Genomic DNA, 19,291 nt, shown 5'->3' on the forward strand with positions numbered 1-19,291 from the left:
AATGAATCCTATTATTTCAAATGAGCTGAATCTTTTCGCACAAGAGCTACAATACTTTTTATCTCCAGTAGTCCTACAAGATATCGCCAAACAAGTTGGCTTTGTACAGCGAACTAGTAAGTATCAAGCGAACGAACTCATTGCCCTTTGCGTATGGCTCAGTCAAGAAATCGCTAGCACATCGCTTACACAATTGTGCAGTCAGTTAGAAGCTTCAACTGGAGTACTGATGAGCTCAGAAGGATTGAATCAACGCTTTAATCCAGCAGCTGTCGCATTTCTTCGAGAAGTCTTTACTTCTCTTCTCAAACAAAAACTCTGTTCAAATCACTCACTTTCTGCACACATGATCTCTACTTTCAATCGTATCCGTATTTTAGATGCAACAGTGTTTCAACTGCCTGACCATTTCGCCACTGACTATCAAGGTTCAGGTGGAAGTAGTAATACGGCAGGCGTGAAAATCCAATTGGAATATGATTTACTTAGTGGTCAATTTCTTAACGTGCAGCTTGGTCCAGGAAAGAATAATGATAAAACATACGGTACCATCTGCCTTGAAACCGTAGAGGCGGGCGATTTGTGTTTACGTGATCTTGGTTACTTCGATTTAGGAGACTTATAAACTATTCATGATAAAGAGGCTTACTATATCTCGCGGTTGAAGCTGAATACACGCATTTATATCAAGAATCCTGAGCCAGAATACTTCAACAACGGCACGTTAAAAAAGCAAACAGAATACATACAGCTTGATATGACACAAATAATGTCGAGCCTAATCCCTGGTGAAACAATAGAAATTTCCGAGGCATACATTGGACAAAATCAGAAGCTTCCAGCACGTGTCATTATCCATCGTTTAACCGATGATCAAACGCAAACACGCCTGAAAAACCAAGCGATACGTGAAAAGAAAAAAGGCATTGTCATGAAGGATAAAAGTAAACGTTTAATGGGTATGAATGTATATATCACGAACACGTCTCTAGAAGGAGTACCAATGAACTACGTGCACTCACTGTATTCACTTCGTTGGCAGATTGAAATTTTGTTTAAAACGTGGAAGTCATTTTTTGAAATTGATGAATGTAAAAATATTAAAAGAGGACGCCTAGAGTGCCATTTATATGGACAACTCATCGGCATTCTCCTCTGTTCTTCTACGATGTTTCAAATGCGACAGTTTCTGCTTGAAAAAACAAAGCAGGAGCTGAGTGAATACAAAGCGATTTATATGATTAAAGATTACTTTCCGTTACTGTTTCAAGCGATAGCCGGTGGCACAGAAGAACTTTTGAAAATTTTGCATCGTCTTTATCTACTGCTCAAAAAGAACGGTCGTAAATGTCATCGGTATAAGAAAATGACCGTCTTTGATATTCTAGGGATTGTGTATAAAACGACGGTGAAGCATAGACAAGCTGCCTAGCGAAAAAATTAGATTTTAATAGGCTTCTTTAGTATGCCTACTTTTCTATCAATTATTAGTTTTGAACCAAGGATCGTTCCATATCTAGTAAGTTACTTGGTTAGCTTGATGGGCATGGGGTAACGCCACACATCCATCAACTTAAGGTATATTTTTATACAAAATGCGGTCTTTCTATATAGTTTTTTATTATCTTTTATAGATTTTATAAAAGTAGGCATATCAAATAAACCCTGACGGGCTTCAATTTTTTTACTATGCTACCTGATGAGTAGAAGTGGTATACTCATAAACAACACCCAAAATATCAAAGACTGTCTTTTTCTCATATCGATGAGATTTTCGTCCGTTGTGCTGTAGGAGGTTAAACAGACGAAGGAGAACCTTTGATAATTCTTGGGTGTTTTTGTGTAATGCTTGGTAAAAAAGTAAAAAATAATCCTTAATTATGTACATCGCTTTATATTCACTTAGCTCTTTCTGTTTCTTACGTAACAGGAGTTCTCGCATTTTAAACATAGTAGAAGAACATAATAGGATACTAATGAGTTGTCCATAAAGGTGACATTCTAATCGTTCTTGTTTAATAGATTTACAACGATGAATTTGAAACCAAGATTTCCATATTTTAAATAACAGCTCAATTTGCCAACGCAGTGAATATAGATCATAAATTTTCTCTTTTGGTACCCATTCCGTAGGAATGTTTGTCATATATACCGTAATACCTTGTAAAAGTTTTGTACGCTCTGTATATGTAATTCCTTTTTTCTTTTCGCGAATAGCTCGATCACGTAGACGTTTCTGTTTTTGCTCCTCGGTACATCTATAAACTACAATTCGAGTAGGCAGTTTGTCTTTACTCCCTACATATACATCATGTAATTCATACACTTGGCCAGGCTGCAATTGTTTCATGATGTCTTCCAAATGAATTTGTATATATACGGGTTTTAATTGAGCGGGTTTTGTTTTAAATACTACTGTTTCAAATTCTTTTCTATATATTTTAGTGGGTAACTTTAGACGTGATAAATAATATCCTTGCTTATCTTGAATAGACTTAAAGTCTTGTAGACGAAAATATCCTAAGTCACGAATATATAGTTCATTCTTTTGTGCCATGCCTGTTCGAGTCGCACTATATGCCTGATCACTTCGTTTTCCTGGTTCAATTTCCACATCAGAAAATTTTCCACTCAACAAGTCATACTCTAGTTGGATTTTCACACCAGCTGTATGACTACACCCTCCGGCACCAGGATAAGTAGTTGCGAATCGATCTGGAACTTGGAAGGTTGTAGAATCAAGGACGAGAATCCGCTCAAAATAAGAAGAAAGAGAATGAGAAATCTTAGATACTCCTCCAATTTTAGCTTGTAGAAGTGTAGTAAATACAGTGCGAAAGAAGGCTACAGAATCCGAATTAAATCGTCGATTAAGTCCCTCCGGACTTAATAAAATTCCTGTTGAAGTTTCTAATTGACTACAAAGTTGAGTAAGAGAGGTAGTAGCGATTTGTTGATTTAACCATACACACAAAGATAAGAAATGGTGCCCGTGGCACTTGCGTTTTCGTTTCATTCCGCCTGCTTCTATAGCTAATTGATTAAGTGTAGCGGGAGACATATATCGATATAGCTCTTCGGCAAATAAAGATAACTCTTGTTTTTGATGCATATTCATAAAAAGCACGTCACCCTTTCTCATTAACATAAGAAAATAGTAACGTGCTTTTAACTTCAAAAATAGTCTAAATCCTTAAGTTGATGGATGTGGGGTAACGCCACATGCCCATAAGGTTAAGGATTCAAAATTACCCCAAAGTAAAAAGTGTACATTTTGTACAAGTTAACACAAAATTTTAGCTTGATAGTGATGGGATGAGGCCTCTATATAAAAAAACACAGTTTACACTCAAACTGTGTTTTTTCGACGTATAATGCTTTATCAACATCTCTTTTTATTCTTTAAAATCTGCAACAGAACCAGGCCCCTCCTCAAAGTATAAATTCCAAGGGAGGAACCGTTTTTTAATTTACTTATATACGTACAGCTGTACCACTTACAGCAACCATTAACATTCCATCACGAACAACTTCGTAATCTACGTCAATACCAACGATAGCGTTCGCACCTTTTTCTTTTGCAAGTTCTTTCATTTCGCCCATTGCAATATCACGAGCGTCTTTTAGCTTACTTTCATAAGCACCAACACGGCCACCGACAACATCACGAACGGAAGCGAATACATCGCGGACAATATTTGCACCCATAATAGCTTCACCATTTACAATATCAATATACTCAATAATCTCTTTACCTTGAATTCCAGAAGTTGTTGTTACAATCATGACTGACACTCTCCTAATATATTATAATTTTTGATTAGCTTTCTTATGCCATAGAAAAAGTATTTTTGGCACTAGAAACAAGTCTAGTTTCTTACAGAATGAAACCAAGGCAATTGTTTAACATGTGTATCGCTATAACATATGCAATGGATCTTTTAGAAATAAGATAAGCCGCAGTAAGTATCAACGATCCAGGTAAATAAATAGCAATATCCGAAAGTTGGTTCGTATGAAGAAGTGTAAAAATCATAATCGAAATGATAGATGCAATAGCAGTACCAATATGGTAAGAAAAACGATTTATTAATATGTGGCGAAACACAATTTCTTCAAGTATTGGACCCAGAATACCAAATACAAGCAATGTAAATACAAGAGGTACCTCTGCACCAGTTTCAAGGAGCTGCTCTTGGTTCTCTGGTTGACCAGTTGCTAGAAAATACATAACACACTGTTCCACAATTAACGTAAATAAAACTACCATAGGAATACTTACTATTTTCAAAATTGTCTTCTCTTTAAAATAAGTAAAACTTTCAATAATTTCTTTCCTAAAGCAAATGATTCCTACAATAGCAGGTACAGTAAAACCGATGGCACTAAGAACAAATTCTGATTCAACTAAATTGACATTAGCTAAAAGTGATATGCCAAATAGTATGTACAAGCCAATTTGAAATGGTACAAACAGTGTAAAGATTATTAGCATAATGATTTCTTTTTTATTCATTTTTATAAAGTTCACTGTATTGCCCCCATAATTAAATTACCTATAATTTTTGATTTTTCTTTCTGCATAACGCTCTCCTTCTAAATATATTTATATAAGATTCTAAACCGGACGGTTCGGTCTGAATCGAAATCTAATGATACTACAAGTTTCTAGTTTTTTAAACCCTTTTTATAAAGTATTAACAAAATCAAAATGGAAAAAAGCAAATATATTTATATTTCAGTTGCTTTGTTACAATTTAATTCCAGTAATCATTAATGGTTAATCTTTTATAGAATGAAGTGAAAGTGGGGGTAGTTCAAACAATTTAGCTAAACATATTAATAAAAATTATATATAATAATCATATGTCTATACGTTAAAATTAACTATATATTTTTACAACTCTACGATTTTAGATAAAATTAGTTGTATAATATGACTGAATTAAACAATTGGTCATGTTATTTTGACAGAAAATTCACTTAAGTTATATAGGTAATACAATTTGATTAACTTCTTTTCAAACTGTATTGTTTGAGGTTTCCATAAGATAGGAATTGATAAGATATTTCTGTTCCAAACTTATTTATACTTACAAAAAAATTAAGAAAATAGAGGGTAAACATTACCTAGAATATTAGGATCGTTTTCATTAGGAGGATTACAAAGCATGACTAAAGTTGATAAGGTTAAAGAAAAAATTATTGAAACATCTTTATATTTATTTAATACTAATGGGATAACTCGCACATCCATCCAGGATATAATGACAGCTACTGAACTACCTAAAGGATCTATTTATCGTAGATTCAAAAGTAAAGAAGAAATTGTCCTTGCTGCCTACGACAAAAGTGGTGAGATTATGTGGAGTCATTTTCATAAAGCAATGGAAAATAAAAAGACAGCAATTGATAAAATCCTTGCAATTTTCCTTGTATATCAAGATGCAGCTAATAATCCTCCTATTGCTGGAGGCTGTCCATTACTTAATAGTGCCATTGAAAGTACTGGAGTATTTCCAGAATTACAAAAAGCAGCAGCAAAAGGTTATGATGATACAGTAATGTTAATGGCTTCTCTCATAAAAGAAGGAATAGAGAAACAAGAATTTAAAGAAGATGTAGACATTATATCACTCGCTTCCTTTCTTGCATCTTCAATGGAGGGGGCTATTATGGCAAGTCGAGTATCTAACGATAATATACACCATCATTATTTTATTGAACAAATAAAACATCATCTTTTCTCCTATTCTAAATAAGTGAGAACTTGCATTGCTTTCATTTAACTTTTATAGACTTAAATTGAATAAACACCCCTCATAAACAGTATCTTCTGTTTATGAGGGGTGTTTGAATAGTTTTTAGACGATGGTTTATGTTTCTTATTGAACGGTTTCATTGTATATAATAAGTGGAATAAAAGTTCAGTTAGATAAAATTCGGTAGTCGAATTTTTTTGCATAAAGCTGTATAATGCTTGTAACGAAAGGGAAATACAGGAAGGGATTTGTAATGAGTTACTATGGAAAAAGATAAACAACAATTAAGCGTTGAAGTTGCAAGATTATATTATCAATCAGATTATAGTCAGCAAGAAATTGCTAACAAATTAAATATTTCAAGACCGACGATTTCTAGATTGTTAAAGTACGCGAAAGAAAAAGGGTTTGTTCAAATTAGCATCGCCGATCCATTTGCGGATTTAGATAACGTTGGGAATTTACTGAAAGAAAAGTACAACTTGTTAGAGGCACATGTTGTGTTTTCTCCAGTACCGGAATATGCAACGATTACAGAGTATATAAGTAAATATGCTGCTGAGTATATGGAAAAGACGGTTAAAAACGGTGATATTGTTGGTGTAAGCTGGGGAATGACGATGTATGAAATTGCTAGAAAAATCGTACCGCAACATGTAAAAGGGGTAGAGGTTGTCCAGCTAAAAGGTGGCATTAGTCATTCGAGTGTAAATACATATGCGAATGAGACGATAGCTTTATTTGCAGATGCTTTTCAAACGACGCCAAGAAATCTACCTCTTCCAGTTATATTTGATAATGCAGTGACAAAAGAATTAGTAGAGCAGGATCGACATATTCATCACATTATCGAAATGGGGAAACAAGCGAATATTGCAGTTTTCACTGTAGGAACAGTGCGAGACGAAGCGCTGTTATTCCGATTAGGTTATTTCGATAAGGATGAAACAAGTTTACTCAAAAAACAATCAGTCGGTGACATTTGTTCACGTTTCTTTGATGGAGACGGAAATATTAGTAGCGAAGAGATTAATCAGCGTACAATTGGAATTGAGTTAGAGGAACTGAAATTAAAGAAACGCTCTATTTTAGTTGCAGGTGGTAATAGAAAAATAAAAGCAATTGATGGTGCGTTACGTGGCGGGTATGCAAATGTATTAATTATCGATCAGCATACAGCAAAAGAACTGTTACATTATCAAAAAGGTTAGAAATAAAAGGAGTTCTCAAAATGTTAATTTTGAGAACTCCTTTTATTTTGTTATGTATGAATGATAGGAGTCTTTTTTGAACACAAATTGCCTTTTTAAAAATAATTATGGATATGGAGATACATACTACCATTGTTAACATAGAAAATTTGATTATATATGAAGTGTTCTTTGTTAGAATGCGCTTTATTTACTACAAGAAAATGCCTTTTAAAAAAGAATGAACAAAATTTCAAAAGTGTATTTACATTTGTTCAACTAAGAGTTAGAATGAAGTTGTTAAAAGATATGAGGAGTGAAGATAATGAACATTGCAAAGTTAATTGACCATACAATTTTAAAAGCTAATACTACTAAAGAAGATGTTATGAAAGTAATCGAAGAAGCAAAGGAATATAAATTCGCTTCTGTTTGTATTAATCCTACATGGGTGAAGCTAGCTGCTGAAGAATTAGCTGGACATGATGTAGATGTTTGTACTGTAATCGGTTTCCCATTAGGAGCAAGCACGACTGAAACAAAAGCATTTGAAACAAAAGATGCGATCGCAAAAGGTGCAACTGAAGTTGATATGGTAATCAACGTAGGCGCTTTAAAAGACGGCGATAACGAGTTCGTTGAAAAAGACATTTATGAAGTAGTACAAGCAGCAAAAGGAAAAGCTCTTGTAAAAGTAATCATTGAAACTTGCCTATTAACAGATGAAGAGAAAGTACGCGCTTGTGAATTATCAGTAAAAGCTGGTGCTGACTTCGTAAAAACTTCAACTGGATTCTCAACTGGCGGAGCAACTGCTGAAGACATCGCATTAATGCGTAAAACAGTAGGACCAAACGTTGGTGTAAAAGCATCTGGTGGCGTTCGTACACGTGAAGATGCAGACAAAATGGTAGCTGCTGGAGCTTCTCGCGTTGGAGCAAGTGCTAGTGTTGCAATCGTATTAAATGATGCAAAAGGTGCTACAGATAACTACTAATCATTAATGAAGTGAAGAGCAATAGATACACAAAGTAAAGTGTATCTATTGCTTTAACAATTGAAAAAGATGTAAGCGGATACGAATGGGAGGGGAAGGCTTATGAAATACTTAATTGGTATTTTTGGCCTCGTATTGATTTTAGGTATCGCTTGGCTTGCTAGTAATAATAGAAAGAAAGTCAAATATCGCCCAATCATAACGATGGTTATTTTACAATTCATTTTGGGGTTTTTATTATTAAATACAAGTGTAGGGAATATATTAATTAGCGGAATAGCAGATGGTTTTGGAGAGTTATTAAAATATGCTGCTGACGGTGTGAATTTTGTATTTGGTGGATTAGTAAATCAAAAAGAGTTTTCGTTCTTTTTAAGTGTATTAATGCCAATCGTATTTATCTCAGCACTAATAGGTATATTGCAACACATTAAAGTATTACCTATTATTGTGAAATCTATCGGTCTAGCATTAAGTAAAGTAAATGGAATGGGGAAACTAGAATCATATAATGCTGTTGCTTCTGCGATTTTAGGACAATCTGAAGTGTTTATTTCAGTTAAGAAACAACTAGGATTATTGCCAGAGAAACGAATGTATACATTATGTGCATCTGCAATGTCTACCGTTTCAATGTCTATCGTTGGATCATATATGGTGTTATTAAAACCGCAATATGTTGTAACCGCTTTAGTTCTTAACTTATTCGGTGGTTTTATTATCGCTTCTATCATTAACCCGTATGAAGTTACTGAAGAAGAAGATATGTTAGAAGTGCAAGAAGAAGAGAAAAAGACTTTCTTTGAAGTATTAGGTGAATACATTATAGACGGATTTAAAGTTGCGATCACAGTAGCAGCTATGTTAGTCGGTTTCGTTGCTCTTATCGCATTCATTAATGCAGTATTTAAAGGTGTAATTGGTATCTCATTCCAAGAAATTCTTGGTTATGCATTTGCACCATTTGCATTTATTATGGGTGTACCTTGGCATGAAGCAGTTAATGCCGGAAATATTATGGCAACAAAATTAGTATCAAATGAATTTGTCGCTATGACAGATTTAGCACAAGGAAACTTTAATTTCTCAGATAGAACGACAGCGATTATATCTGTATTCTTAGTTTCATTTGCAAACTTCTCTTCAATTGGAATTATTGCAGGGGCAGTTAAGAGCTTAAATGAAAAGCAAGGGAATGTAGTCGCAAGATTTGGTTTGAAATTACTATTCGGTGCAACGTTAGTAAGTTTCTTATCAGCAACAATCGTTGGCTTATTATTTTAATAGATTCATATAATATAAAAAGGAATGGTGATTGTAATGAGAATGGTAGATATTATCGCAAAAAAACGTGACGGCAAAGAATTAACGACTGAAGAAATCAAATTCTTTATTAATGGATATACAGACGGAAGTATTCCTGATTATCAAGTGAGTGCACTTGCAATGGCAATCTTCTTTAAAGATATGACAGATCGCGAACGTGCAGATTTAACGATGGCGATGGTTGAGTCTGGAGAAACGATCGACTTATCGGCAATTGAAGGAATTAAAGTAGACAAACATTCAACTGGCGGTGTTGGTGATACAACAACTTTAGTATTAGGACCATTAGTTGCTGCTTTAGACGTACCAGTAGCAAAAATGTCTGGTCGTGGTTTAGGACATACTGGCGGAACAATTGATAAATTAGAGGCGGTAGAAGGATTCCACGTTGAAATTACGAAAGAGCAGTTCATCGATATTGTAAACCGTGACAAAGTAGCTGTTATTGGACAAACAGGAAACTTAACGCCTGCAGATAAAAAGATTTATGCATTACGTGACGTAACAGGAACTGTTAACTCAATTCCTTTAATCGCAAGTTCAATTATGAGTAAAAAAATTGCAGCTGGTGCTGACGCAATCGTACTTGATGTAAAAACAGGTGCTGGTGCATTTATGAAAACAGAAGAAGATGCAAAAGAATTAGCACATGCAATGGTACGTATCGGAAATAACGTAGGACGTCAAACAATGGCAGTTATTTCAGATATGTCACAACCTCTTGGATTTGCGATTGGTAATGCTCTAGAAGTGAAAGAAGCGATTGATACGTTAAAAGGTGAAGGTCCAGAAGATTTAACAGAATTAGTACTTGTATTAGGAAGTCAAATGGTCGTACTTGCGAAAAAAGCAAATACGTTAGAAGAAGCTCGTGAAATGCTAATTGAAGTGATGAAAAACGGAAAAGCAACTGCGAAATTTAAAGAGTTCTTAAGCAATCAAGGCGGAGATAGCTCAATTGTAGACAATCCAGAAAAAATGCCACAAGCGAAGTATGTAATTGATGTACCTGCAAAAACTTCAGGTGTTATTTCTAACATTGTTGCAGATGAGATTGGTATTGCAGCTATGTTACTTGGTGCAGGTCGTGCAACGAAGGAAGATGAAATCGATTTAGCAGTAGGATTAATGTTACGTAAAAAAGTTGGCGATGCAGTAAAAGAAGGCGAGCCGTTCGTAACAATCTACGCAAATCGTGAAAATGTAGAAGATGTAAAAGCAAAAATTTATGAGAACATCTCTATCGCTGAAACAGCAGTGGCTCCTAAATTAGTTCATACAGTTATTACTGACTAATGATCATTTCATTTACTTTGAGGGGGAAATAATATGGATAAGAAAAAATATATTGAAGAAGCAAACAAGATGTTATCGAAAGCGTATATTCCGTATTCTAAATTTCCTGTTGGCGCAGCGTTAGTTACGAAAGAAGGGAAAATCTATACTGGTTGTAATATAGAAAATGCTTCTTATGGTTTATGTAACTGTGCAGAAAGAACAGCAATATTTAAAGCGGTATCAGAAGGGGAGCGCGATTTTAGTTACTTAGTTATTACAGGAGAAACTGATGGACCGATTTCACCATGTGGTGCGTGTAGACAAGTAATTGCTGAATTCTGTGATCCGAAAATGCCTGTATTACTAACGAATGTAAAAGGTGATGAAAAAGAAGTGACTGTTGAGCAATTACTTCCAGGTGCTTTCACAATTGACGATTTAAAATAAGTTAAAAAGCCATTTTGCAATTATTAATTGCAGAATGGCTTTTTTGTTCATATTCCGTTCATAAACTTTGCGTAAAATGATTGCAGCGAATATGGAAAGTTTACAGCAGGAGGAATATAATGAAGAAATTCTATAATGCGGCATGTAGTTACTTATTGGTTTATGATTTTGCTAAAAAAGTCATTTAAATAGATAGGAGTGGAAAGTATGATAGCACTTTTATCAAGTGTCATAGCGGTTTGTATGGCTGTTGGGGTAATGTTTCTACGTTTTAAAGCAGCGAAAAAGCCGGTAACGAAAAAGAAAATTATATTACCACCAATTTTTATGAGTACAGGCGCGATGATGTACTTTTTACCAGATTTTCGATTAACATCGTTAGAAATAGTCGAGGCAATTAGTATAGGGATTATTTTCTCTATTTTTCTTATTAAAACAACTAAGTTCGAAATAAAAGGCGAACATATATTTATGAAACCGTCAAAAGCATTCATATTCATTTTAGTAGGCTTATTAGCTGTACGCGTGGCATTAAAGTCATATTTAAGCCAATCAATTGATTTGGCAGAGTTAAGCGGCATGTTTTTCTTACTAGCATTTGCGATGATTGTGTCGTGGAGAATTGCGATGTATCGCTCGTTTACTAAATTAGAAAAGACAATAAACAGAGCTGGAATTTCTATATAGGAAATCCAGCTCTGTTTATGTTTTATTGAAATTCTTTAGCGCGGAACTCATTTGCTTAATTTTAAACGTATTTGAGCATCTTGTAATGCAACTGGTGTAACGTTAAGACCATTCGAATCAACAATTTTTGTATTTAATAAAATGGAATCTAGGCTTCCACGAAATGTTTCTGTATAGTTTTGACGTAACATTTGTTGTTCTTGTTTTTCATCAACTGTTAATCCAGTTGCTTTTTCTTTTTTTGACAATTCGTTAATACGGAATAAAATGTTTTTCATTTGATTCACCTCTAGTTAGATTTAAATATATTAGTTACTTACTAATATATAGTTATTGTAACGCTTAATTTTTATTATGTCAACACCATCTAAAAGGTTAAAAATTGACGAAAAATTATAACAATAATAAAATGAATAACAGAGGACAATTAGCTTTACAAGCATACATAGAACACTAGGGGGATTATTATGAAATCAACATTTTTTGCTCAAAATAGAGAAAGACTAACGAAAACATTACCTGATGAATCCGTTACGATTTTATTTGCGGGACAAGCACCGCATATGTCAGCTGATGCACATTATAAATTTGTACCGAATCGTAATTTTTACTACTTAACGGGAATCGATGAACCAAATGTTATTTTTATGCTGAAAAAGTTTGGGAATAGTGTAGAAGAGACACTTTTCATTGAAAAATCAGATCCAGTAATGGAAAAATGGGTTGGGAAGACAGTTTCTAGCGAAGAAGCAGAGGGAATTTCAGGTATAAAGAAAGTTTTATATTTAGATAGCTTTGAAAAAGCAGTATCAAATATACTCTTTACAGAAAATGCGAAGCATCTATATTTAGATATAGAACGTCGTGAGTGGAATGGTACGGAGACAAAAACATTAGCGTTTGCTAAACATGTAAGAGAACAATACCCACATGTAACAATTGGTAATGTATATCCGAACATTTGTGAATTACGAGTTTTTAAAACCGAGGAAGAAATTGAAATTATTAAAGAAGCGATTGCTATAACGAAAGACGGTATTTACAACGTACTTAAGCATGCAAAAGCAGACATGATGGAGTATGAATTAGAAGCTCAATTTGATTTTACACTGAAATCATCTGGCATTAAGCATCATGCGTTCAATACAATTTTGGCAAGTGGTAAAAATGCTACAGTTCTTCATTATGAAGATAATGATGCACAAATTCAAAATGGTGATTTAGTATTGCTAGATTTAGGTGCTCAAAAAGACTACTATAACGCTGATATTAGTTATACATTCCCGGCAAATGGAATATTCTCTAGTCGTCAAAAACAAATTTATAATATTGTATTAAAAGCATTAAAAGAAACAACAGAGATTATTAAGCCGGGATTAAAGTTCGCTGCATTAAATGAGCATACAAAAAAGGTACTGGCAGAAGAGTGTAAAGCAATTGGTTTAATTCAAGAAGATGAAGAGTTATCAAAATACTATTATCATGGTGTCAGCCATTTCCTTGGTTTAGATACACATGATGTAGGAACATATAAAGATAGAATGTTAGAAGAAGGTATGGTTATAACAATTGAACCTGGTCTTTATATTGAAGAAGAATCAATTGGAATTCGTATTGAAGATGACATTCTTGTAACGAAAGACGGGTATGAAAACTTGTCAAAAGATATCATTAGAGAAGTTGAAGAAATTGAAGAATTTATGAGTGTAAATAATGAACATGTAAAAGGAAACCAAGCTGTAGTTAAATAATAAAAGAGTCATCACTAATTTATTTGAACTTTATCTCGAATCGTGGACAATTAAAAAATCCATGATTCGGGATAGGGTTCTTTTCTTCGAAATACTAATCTTTAATTATTAATCCTAATAAAGTAGCAAACTGAACAGCTTGATATGTTGATACTTTACATCCTCTTAAATCGTTCACTGAAACTGTAAGTGTATCAAAGGTAGAAGAACTAATATCTATCCCCTTCAGTGATGTCTGATCAAAATTAGCTTCATCAAGACTACATAATTGGAATTCAACTTTTTTAAGTTTACAGTCAAAAAAATCTGCATTATTTAATGAAGTTTCATTAAATATAATTTTTTCTAGTTTAGAATTCCCAAATGCTGCTAAATTCAAAATTGAATTCTCAAATTTAACATTTCCTAAGCTAGATTCTGCAAAATTAACCCCGATTAATTTACTGTTTTTAAATTCGACTCTATGAACAGAAGAATTGCTTAAATTAACATTTGATAAATCGCAGTTTTCAAAACAAACATCTGTAATATCAATATTGCTAAAGTCTGTATTAGTGAATTTACAATTCTTTATCACTGCATCATACAATCGCACTCTATCTACAGATTCATTTTCGAAAGTGGAGTCTATAATTTCACACACTTCTAATGTTGGATCTTCTTCATAAAAAATATCTTGAAAATTCTTTGAAGATAACTCTGGTGAAATTTTTGGTCTATCAATTTTCATCGTATATCAATCCTCTTCTATTTGATATATTTGTGTAATTTGAGTCCATTGTCTGTAAAGAACATTAGTTCTTATTATACAAAAATCTAAGTTCTTTTGTGAAGAGCATTTTAGCTACATTTTTCTTATTTAATAATAGCAGTGTTATTGTTTCTTAAGAAATAACGTCAAAACAAATACGAGAACGGCTAATATAGTCGCTACAAGGAAAGCATTTTGTATTTCTAAAATATTCGCCTCTTGTAATGTCTCCGCTTTTAGTAATCTTCCAATTAGCTTACGTAAGATCTAATTACATCTCCTTATTTTCTTGAAAATCAACTTCTATAATGATTTTGAAAAAGAAAAAGGAGGGATTTTCCATGAAGCGATTTGTATTAGCAGCCATTACAGTCTCTGTAATATTTTTAATTGCTGCCTGTTCTGTGACGACAAATACAACAAATGATCATAAAAATATGAATGATAAAAAAACACTACAGACTGAAACAGCTACAACACCATTGAAGGTTGAAAAAGGACCAGAAGTTACTTTAATAGCGAAAGAAGAGAAGCAAAAATTAAGTAACGGTGTTATTGTTCCAGTCTGGACATTTAATGGCTCATCTCCTGGTCCAGAAATTCGGGTGAAAAAAGGTGAAAAGGTGAAAGTGACATTAAAAAATGAATTATCTGTACCAGTATCCATTCATTGGCATGGATATCCTGTCCCAAATAACATGGATGGAATTCCAGGCGTGACACAAGATGCAGTTGAACCAGGAAAAAGTTTCACTTACGAATTTGAAGCGAACGTACCAGGAACGTACTGGTATCACTCGCATCAAGATTCTGTAAATCAATTAGATAGAGGTTTGTATGGAGCGCTCATTGTAGAAGATACAAAGGAAAAATATGATAAAGATTACACATTAATGTTGGATGAATGGGTTACAGATAAAGAAGAAATTAAAAAGCAGTTAAAAGAAATGACAAAAGGGCAAATAGGTAATAAATCTAAAGGTGATGAAAATACGAAAAAGAATGACGATAAGAACGGCATGGATCATTCCGGTATGGACATGGGCAGTGATCAAAAAGACTCTGGCAATATGACAGGAATGGACCATGGAAATATGAAGATGGAAGGTCATGATATGAGTATGTATGATTTATTCACAATCAATGGAAAAAGCGGTGATTTAGTAGTGCCATTGAAAGTGAATAAGGGAGATAAAGTTCGTCTTCGACTTGTTAATGCTGGTTATCTATCACATGATATACATGTTCACGGTCATGATATAAAAGTAATTGCGACAGATGGTCAACCAATAAACAATCCAAAAGTTATAAAGGATAAAGTAATTTCAATCGCACCGGGTGAACGTTATGATATTGAATTTACTGCTAATAATCCTGGGAAGTGGTATGTTGAGGACCATTCAAAAAATAAAGGTGCAAAAGGAATGAAAGCTGTTATTGAGTATGATGGCAGCAAAGAGATGAAAGATAAAGCAGATGAAAAGGGAAAATTAGCGAAATTAGATATGACGAAATATGGTGCTAAAAAATTAGGTAGTTTCACGTTAAATCAAGAGTATACTGCCACATATAATATGGACTTAAATACGCAAATGAATGAAAATGAAATGGTATATACAATTAACGGAAAGGTATTTCCGGATATTGACCCAATTCAAGTAAAAAAGGGTGATTTAGTAAAAGTGAAATTGGTAAATCGTTCTAAAATGGATGATCACCCAATGCATTTACATGGTCACTTCTTCCAGGTGTTGAGTAAAGATGGAAAACCGATAGAAGGTTCTCCAATTGTAAAAGATACATTGAACTTAAAACCAGGAGAAGAATATGAAGTAGCCTTTGTAGCAGACAATCCCGGTGAGTGGATGTTCCACTGTCACGACCTACATCATGCTTCAGCAGGGATGGTAACGGAAGTGAACTATACAGATTATAAATCTGACTATGTTCCAAACCAAAACATTCCTAATAAGCCAGAATAATAGGAAGCAGTTATCCTATGGATAGCTGCTTATTCATTTTTGTTGCAAGTACTAATTTATATGTTGATTATGCCCAGGTGAAGGTGCAGGAGTATGATGTGGGAATGTCGCGAATACGGCAACTATAATTACTACACTAATTGAAAGTAATAACAAAAAACGCTGTTGGATAAAAGTAGAAAAGTTCTCCGATAACAATTGAATCACACAGGACATAGTAATCGTTATAGTAAGTAAAAGGCTAATGAACAATATACTATGAGCTTGTTGAGCGTTTAACATTTCTGTAATCATTGCTCCCATCATACTTGCCATTAATCCAGAGAACAGTCCTTCTAAAGCAGTATATAGGTGAAAACGTAGACCCACTAAAAAACCGATAAAACCACTAATTAAAATAGCAAGTAAAGTAGAATATAGTAATTCCCCCTTAAAGAGAATGCCTAAATAAAAACCAATACTTAAACCGATACTCATACTAAAAGACATAATAAATACCATATACTCCATTAGGGTACCCTTACGTTTAGAAATATTGGATGCAATAAGAATTGAGGTACAGCAAAGTGTTAAGGTAGTTAACGTATAAGCAAACATTATGATACCTCCTTGTCCTATCGTTCATTTCATCATATGTGTACTTATGATAATTTATATCTGCATATTATCTGCACAATTTCATAGATGTAAGCAAAGGAACGCTTGATTTTTTAGGGCGTCTTTTTTAATTGTAAGCATGTGAAAGAAATTGTTATATTATGAGTTTCTATTGTGAAGCCATAAAGAATAAGCGTATAATATTATAGGTCTCACATTTGCGAGACAAACCGCGAATGATAAATAAGATTGTTGTTTTATCATCGCTTCTAAACATATAGACAATGAAAGTAACACTGGAATACAGATAGGGAGTTATAAAATGAAATTAATTATTGCCGAGAAACCAGATCAAGGGTTGGCTCTTGTTTCACAGTTTAAATATCGCCGGAAAGATGGATATTTAGAAGTAGAAGCAAATGAGTTATTTCCAAATGGAGCGTACTGTACATGGGCAATTGGTCATTTAACGCAGTTATGTAATCCAGAGCATTATCACGCAGAGTGGAAAAAATGGTCACTTAATACATTACCGATGATTCCAGAGCGTTTTCAATTTGAAGTAACAAAGTCAAAGTATAAGCAATTTAACGTTGTGAAACAGCTGTTACATAATCCACAGGTAACAGAAATTATTCACGCAGGCGATGCTGGGCGTGAAGGGGAACTAATCGTACGAAATATTATTAATCTTTGTAACGTGCAAAAGCCGATGAAGCGTCTATGGATTTCGTCTTTAACGAAGCAAGCTATTTATCAAGGGTTTAAAAATTTACTTGACGAATCAGATACAATTAATACGTATTACGAAGCATACACAAGATCTTGCGCTGACTGGGTTGTTGGTATGAATGCATCACGTGTCTTTAGTATTTTGCTAAAGAAAAAAGGAATGAATGATGTATTTTCTGCTGGTCGTGTCCAAACACCAACGTTAGCATTGATTGTAAAGCGTGAGAAAGAAATTGAAAACTTTAAGTCAGAGCCTTTCTGGGAAGTGTTTGCAACCTTTAATATAGAAGGAAAGAAATATGACGGAAAATGGGAAAAGGATAATGAATCCCGCTTAAAAGACCCTGATATGGCGAATAAAATTGCGGCATTTTGCCAAGGGAAACCGGCTGTTGTGAAGGAAATGAAAACGGAGCGTAAAGAGTTTCAGCCGCCGCTTTTATTCAACTTATCATCACTGCAAGCAACGGCAAATAAAGCCTTTAAGTTTTCACCGAAAAAGACGCTTGATATAACGCAAGCACTCTATCAAAAAGGGATTGTTTCTTATCCACGTTCAGATTCTAACTATGTTACACAAGGAGAAGCAGCGACGTTCCCTGATATTTTACAGAAGTTAAGTCAATTTGATGAATATAAAGGCTTATTACCGGCACCAATTGAATCCATTATGAACAATAAGCGTTATGTGAATGAAAAGAAAGTAACAGATCACTACGCAATTATTCCGACAGAGCAAGTTACAAACCCAAGCAGACTATCAGGTGATGAAAAGAAAATATACGATATGATCGTAAGAAGGCTTATTGCAGCTCATTATGAAGTTGCAATCTTTGACTATACAACGATTGTAACGCTTGTAGATGAACGTGCTGAATTCATTTCAAAAGGAAAACAGCAAATTCAAGAAGGTTGGCGTAAAGTTATTTTCCAAGACGATAAAGATGACGAAACCATTCTTCCAATTGTAGCTGAAGGTGAAGAAGGAAAAGTTGTAAAGGTGAAAGTGAAAGAAGGAAAAACACAGCCACCGAAGCGTTATACAGAAGGACAACTTATTACGTTAATGAAAACAGCCGGTAAGTATTTAGAGAATGAAGAGCTAGAGAAGGTATTGAAGAAAACAGAAGGTTTAGGTACGGAAGCGACCCGCGCGGGTATTATTACGATGTTGAAAGACCGTAAATATATAGATGTAAAGAAAAACCAAGTGTATGCGACTGATAAAGGAAAAGTATTAATTACCGCAATTGGTGACAAAATACTAGCTTCACCGGAAATGACTGCGAAATGGGAACAACGTCTTGCGGAAATTGGTGAAGGTACAGCATCACCAGCAACTTTTATGGAACAAACGAAAAAGCTATCAGCTAAAATTATTGAAGATGCAGTGGAAATGTCTGAGAAGTGGGATTTCACTGGACTACATGTTGAATCGATTGAACGAAAAGGATCGAAATTTACAACGGGTAAAAAGGTTGGTAGCTGTAAAAAATGTGATGGCGATGTAATTGATAAGTCAACGTTTTACGGTTGTTCTAACTATAATACAACGCAATGTGATTTCACCATTTCAAAGAAGATATTAAGTAAAACAATTTCGCAAAAGAATATGACAAAGCTCTTAAAAGGTGAAAAGACTGATTTAATTAAAGGTTTTAAAAAGGGCGAGAAAACGTTTGATGCGAAATTAGAGTGGAAAGATAATAAGATTAATTTTGTATTTGAGAATTAATTTGTTAAAAGAGCATGACATAAAACTGTCATGCTCTTTTGTTTTTCTTTTATTTA

At 34.1% G+C, this 19,291-nt stretch carries 16 protein-coding genes and 1 pseudogene; 11 read left to right on the plus strand and 6 right to left on the minus strand.

Annotated elements, in window-relative coordinates; genetic code table 11:
- Window position 1 precedes the first annotated feature (1 nt).
- Window positions 2-1,432 (plus strand): annotated as a pseudogene (locus MHH27_RS09645) (IS4 family transposase).
- 255 nt (window positions 1,433-1,687) lie between these two features.
- Here MHH27_RS09645 and MHH27_RS09650 read toward each other — a convergent pair.
- The 3 genes from MHH27_RS09650 to MHH27_RS09660 all read right to left on the minus strand — a co-directional run bounded on the left by MHH27_RS09650 (window position 1,688) and on the right by MHH27_RS09660 (window position 4,531).
- Window positions 1,688-3,118, minus strand: a complete 1,431-nt coding sequence (locus MHH27_RS09650) for an IS4 family transposase (RefSeq protein ID WP_097833444.1) — start codon at window positions 3,116-3,118, stop codon at window positions 1,688-1,690.
- A 356-nt stretch (window positions 3,119-3,474) separates the two neighbouring features.
- Window positions 3,475-3,786 carry a heavy metal-binding domain-containing protein gene (locus MHH27_RS09655; protein ID WP_000637518.1) on the minus strand — a complete coding sequence of 104 codons (312 nt, stop codon included), beginning with the start codon at window positions 3,784-3,786 and terminating at the stop codon, window positions 3,475-3,477.
- A gap of 91 nt (window positions 3,787-3,877) precedes the next feature.
- Window positions 3,878-4,531: a CPBP family intramembrane glutamic endopeptidase gene (locus tag MHH27_RS09660; protein WP_001009301.1), complete on the minus strand. Its 654-nt coding sequence runs from the start codon at window positions 4,529-4,531 to the stop codon at window positions 3,878-3,880.
- A 640-nt stretch (window positions 4,532-5,171) separates the two neighbouring features.
- Here MHH27_RS09660 and MHH27_RS09665 point away from each other — a divergent pair.
- The 7 genes from MHH27_RS09665 (at window position 5,172) to MHH27_RS09695 (ending at window position 11,687) form a co-directional block, all read left to right on the plus strand.
- Complete coding sequence (locus MHH27_RS09665) at window positions 5,172-5,762, plus strand: TetR/AcrR family transcriptional regulator (RefSeq protein WP_000169649.1); 591 nt, start codon at window positions 5,172-5,174, stop codon at window positions 5,760-5,762.
- Window positions 5,763-6,025: 263 nt separating this feature from the next.
- Window positions 6,026-6,973: a sugar-binding transcriptional regulator gene (locus MHH27_RS09670; protein WP_000409787.1), complete on the plus strand. Its 948-nt coding sequence runs from the start codon at window positions 6,026-6,028 to the stop codon at window positions 6,971-6,973.
- Between the two features lie 304 nt (window positions 6,974-7,277).
- Window positions 7,278-7,949, plus strand: coding sequence for a deoxyribose-phosphate aldolase (deoC, locus tag MHH27_RS09675; RefSeq protein WP_001017444.1), 672 nt, complete (start codon window positions 7,278-7,280; stop codon window positions 7,947-7,949).
- 102 nt (window positions 7,950-8,051) lie between these two features.
- A complete protein-coding gene (locus tag MHH27_RS09680) occupies window positions 8,052-9,233 on the plus strand; it encodes a NupC/NupG family nucleoside CNT transporter (RefSeq protein WP_000876171.1) in 1,182 nt (393 codons plus the stop codon).
- A gap of 36 nt (window positions 9,234-9,269) precedes the next feature.
- Window positions 9,270-10,571 carry a pyrimidine-nucleoside phosphorylase gene (locus tag MHH27_RS09685; RefSeq protein ID WP_002093946.1) on the plus strand — a complete coding sequence of 434 codons (1,302 nt, stop codon included), beginning with the start codon at window positions 9,270-9,272 and terminating at the stop codon, window positions 10,569-10,571.
- A gap of 33 nt (window positions 10,572-10,604) precedes the next feature.
- Entirely contained in the window at window positions 10,605-11,000 is a 396-nt protein-coding gene (locus MHH27_RS09690; protein WP_000358533.1) for a cytidine deaminase, read from the plus strand.
- 207 nt (window positions 11,001-11,207) lie between these two features.
- On the plus strand, window positions 11,208-11,687 hold the full coding sequence (locus MHH27_RS09695; protein WP_000561069.1) for a CcdC family protein: 480 nt from the start codon (window positions 11,208-11,210) through the stop codon (window positions 11,685-11,687).
- Between the two features lie 47 nt (window positions 11,688-11,734).
- Here the strand turns inward: MHH27_RS09695 and MHH27_RS09700 are convergent, their stop codons facing one another.
- Window positions 11,735-11,965, minus strand: a complete 231-nt coding sequence (locus MHH27_RS09700; RefSeq protein WP_061660350.1) for a DUF896 domain-containing protein — start codon at window positions 11,963-11,965, stop codon at window positions 11,735-11,737.
- A gap of 189 nt (window positions 11,966-12,154) precedes the next feature.
- Between MHH27_RS09700 and MHH27_RS09705 the strand changes: the two genes are divergently transcribed.
- Window positions 12,155-13,438: an aminopeptidase P family protein gene (locus MHH27_RS09705; protein WP_000842978.1), complete on the plus strand. Its 1,284-nt coding sequence runs from the start codon at window positions 12,155-12,157 to the stop codon at window positions 13,436-13,438.
- Window positions 13,439-13,532: 94 nt separating this feature from the next.
- On the opposite strand, the gene MHH27_RS09710 is transcribed toward MHH27_RS09705, so the two are convergent.
- The gene (locus MHH27_RS09710) at window positions 13,533-14,168 is read right to left on the minus strand and encodes a pentapeptide repeat-containing protein (protein ID WP_000687268.1); all 636 of its coding nucleotides are present in this window, start codon (window positions 14,166-14,168) and stop codon (window positions 13,533-13,535) included.
- A gap of 362 nt (window positions 14,169-14,530) precedes the next feature.
- Between MHH27_RS09710 and MHH27_RS09715 the strand changes: the two genes are divergently transcribed.
- Complete coding sequence (locus MHH27_RS09715; protein WP_090976169.1) at window positions 14,531-16,171, plus strand: multicopper oxidase family protein; 1,641 nt, start codon at window positions 14,531-14,533, stop codon at window positions 16,169-16,171.
- Between the two features lie 51 nt (window positions 16,172-16,222).
- Here MHH27_RS09715 and MHH27_RS09720 read toward each other — a convergent pair whose 3' ends face one another.
- Entirely contained in the window at window positions 16,223-16,768 is a 546-nt protein-coding gene (locus tag MHH27_RS09720; protein WP_000458530.1) for a hypothetical protein, read from the minus strand.
- 322 nt (window positions 16,769-17,090) lie between these two features.
- Here MHH27_RS09720 and topB point away from each other — a divergent pair, with 322 nt between their 5' ends.
- Window positions 17,091-19,235 (plus strand): DNA topoisomerase III, encoded by a 2,145-nt coding sequence (gene topB / locus MHH27_RS09725; RefSeq protein WP_000766766.1) that lies wholly within the window; start codon window positions 17,091-17,093, stop codon window positions 19,233-19,235.
- The last annotated feature ends 56 nt before the right edge of the window (window positions 19,236-19,291 follow it).

Source organism: Bacillus sp. FSL L8-0152, from assembly GCF_038006365.1.
Classification (GTDB): domain Bacteria; phylum Bacillota; class Bacilli; order Bacillales; family Bacillaceae_G; genus Bacillus_A; species Bacillus_A cereus.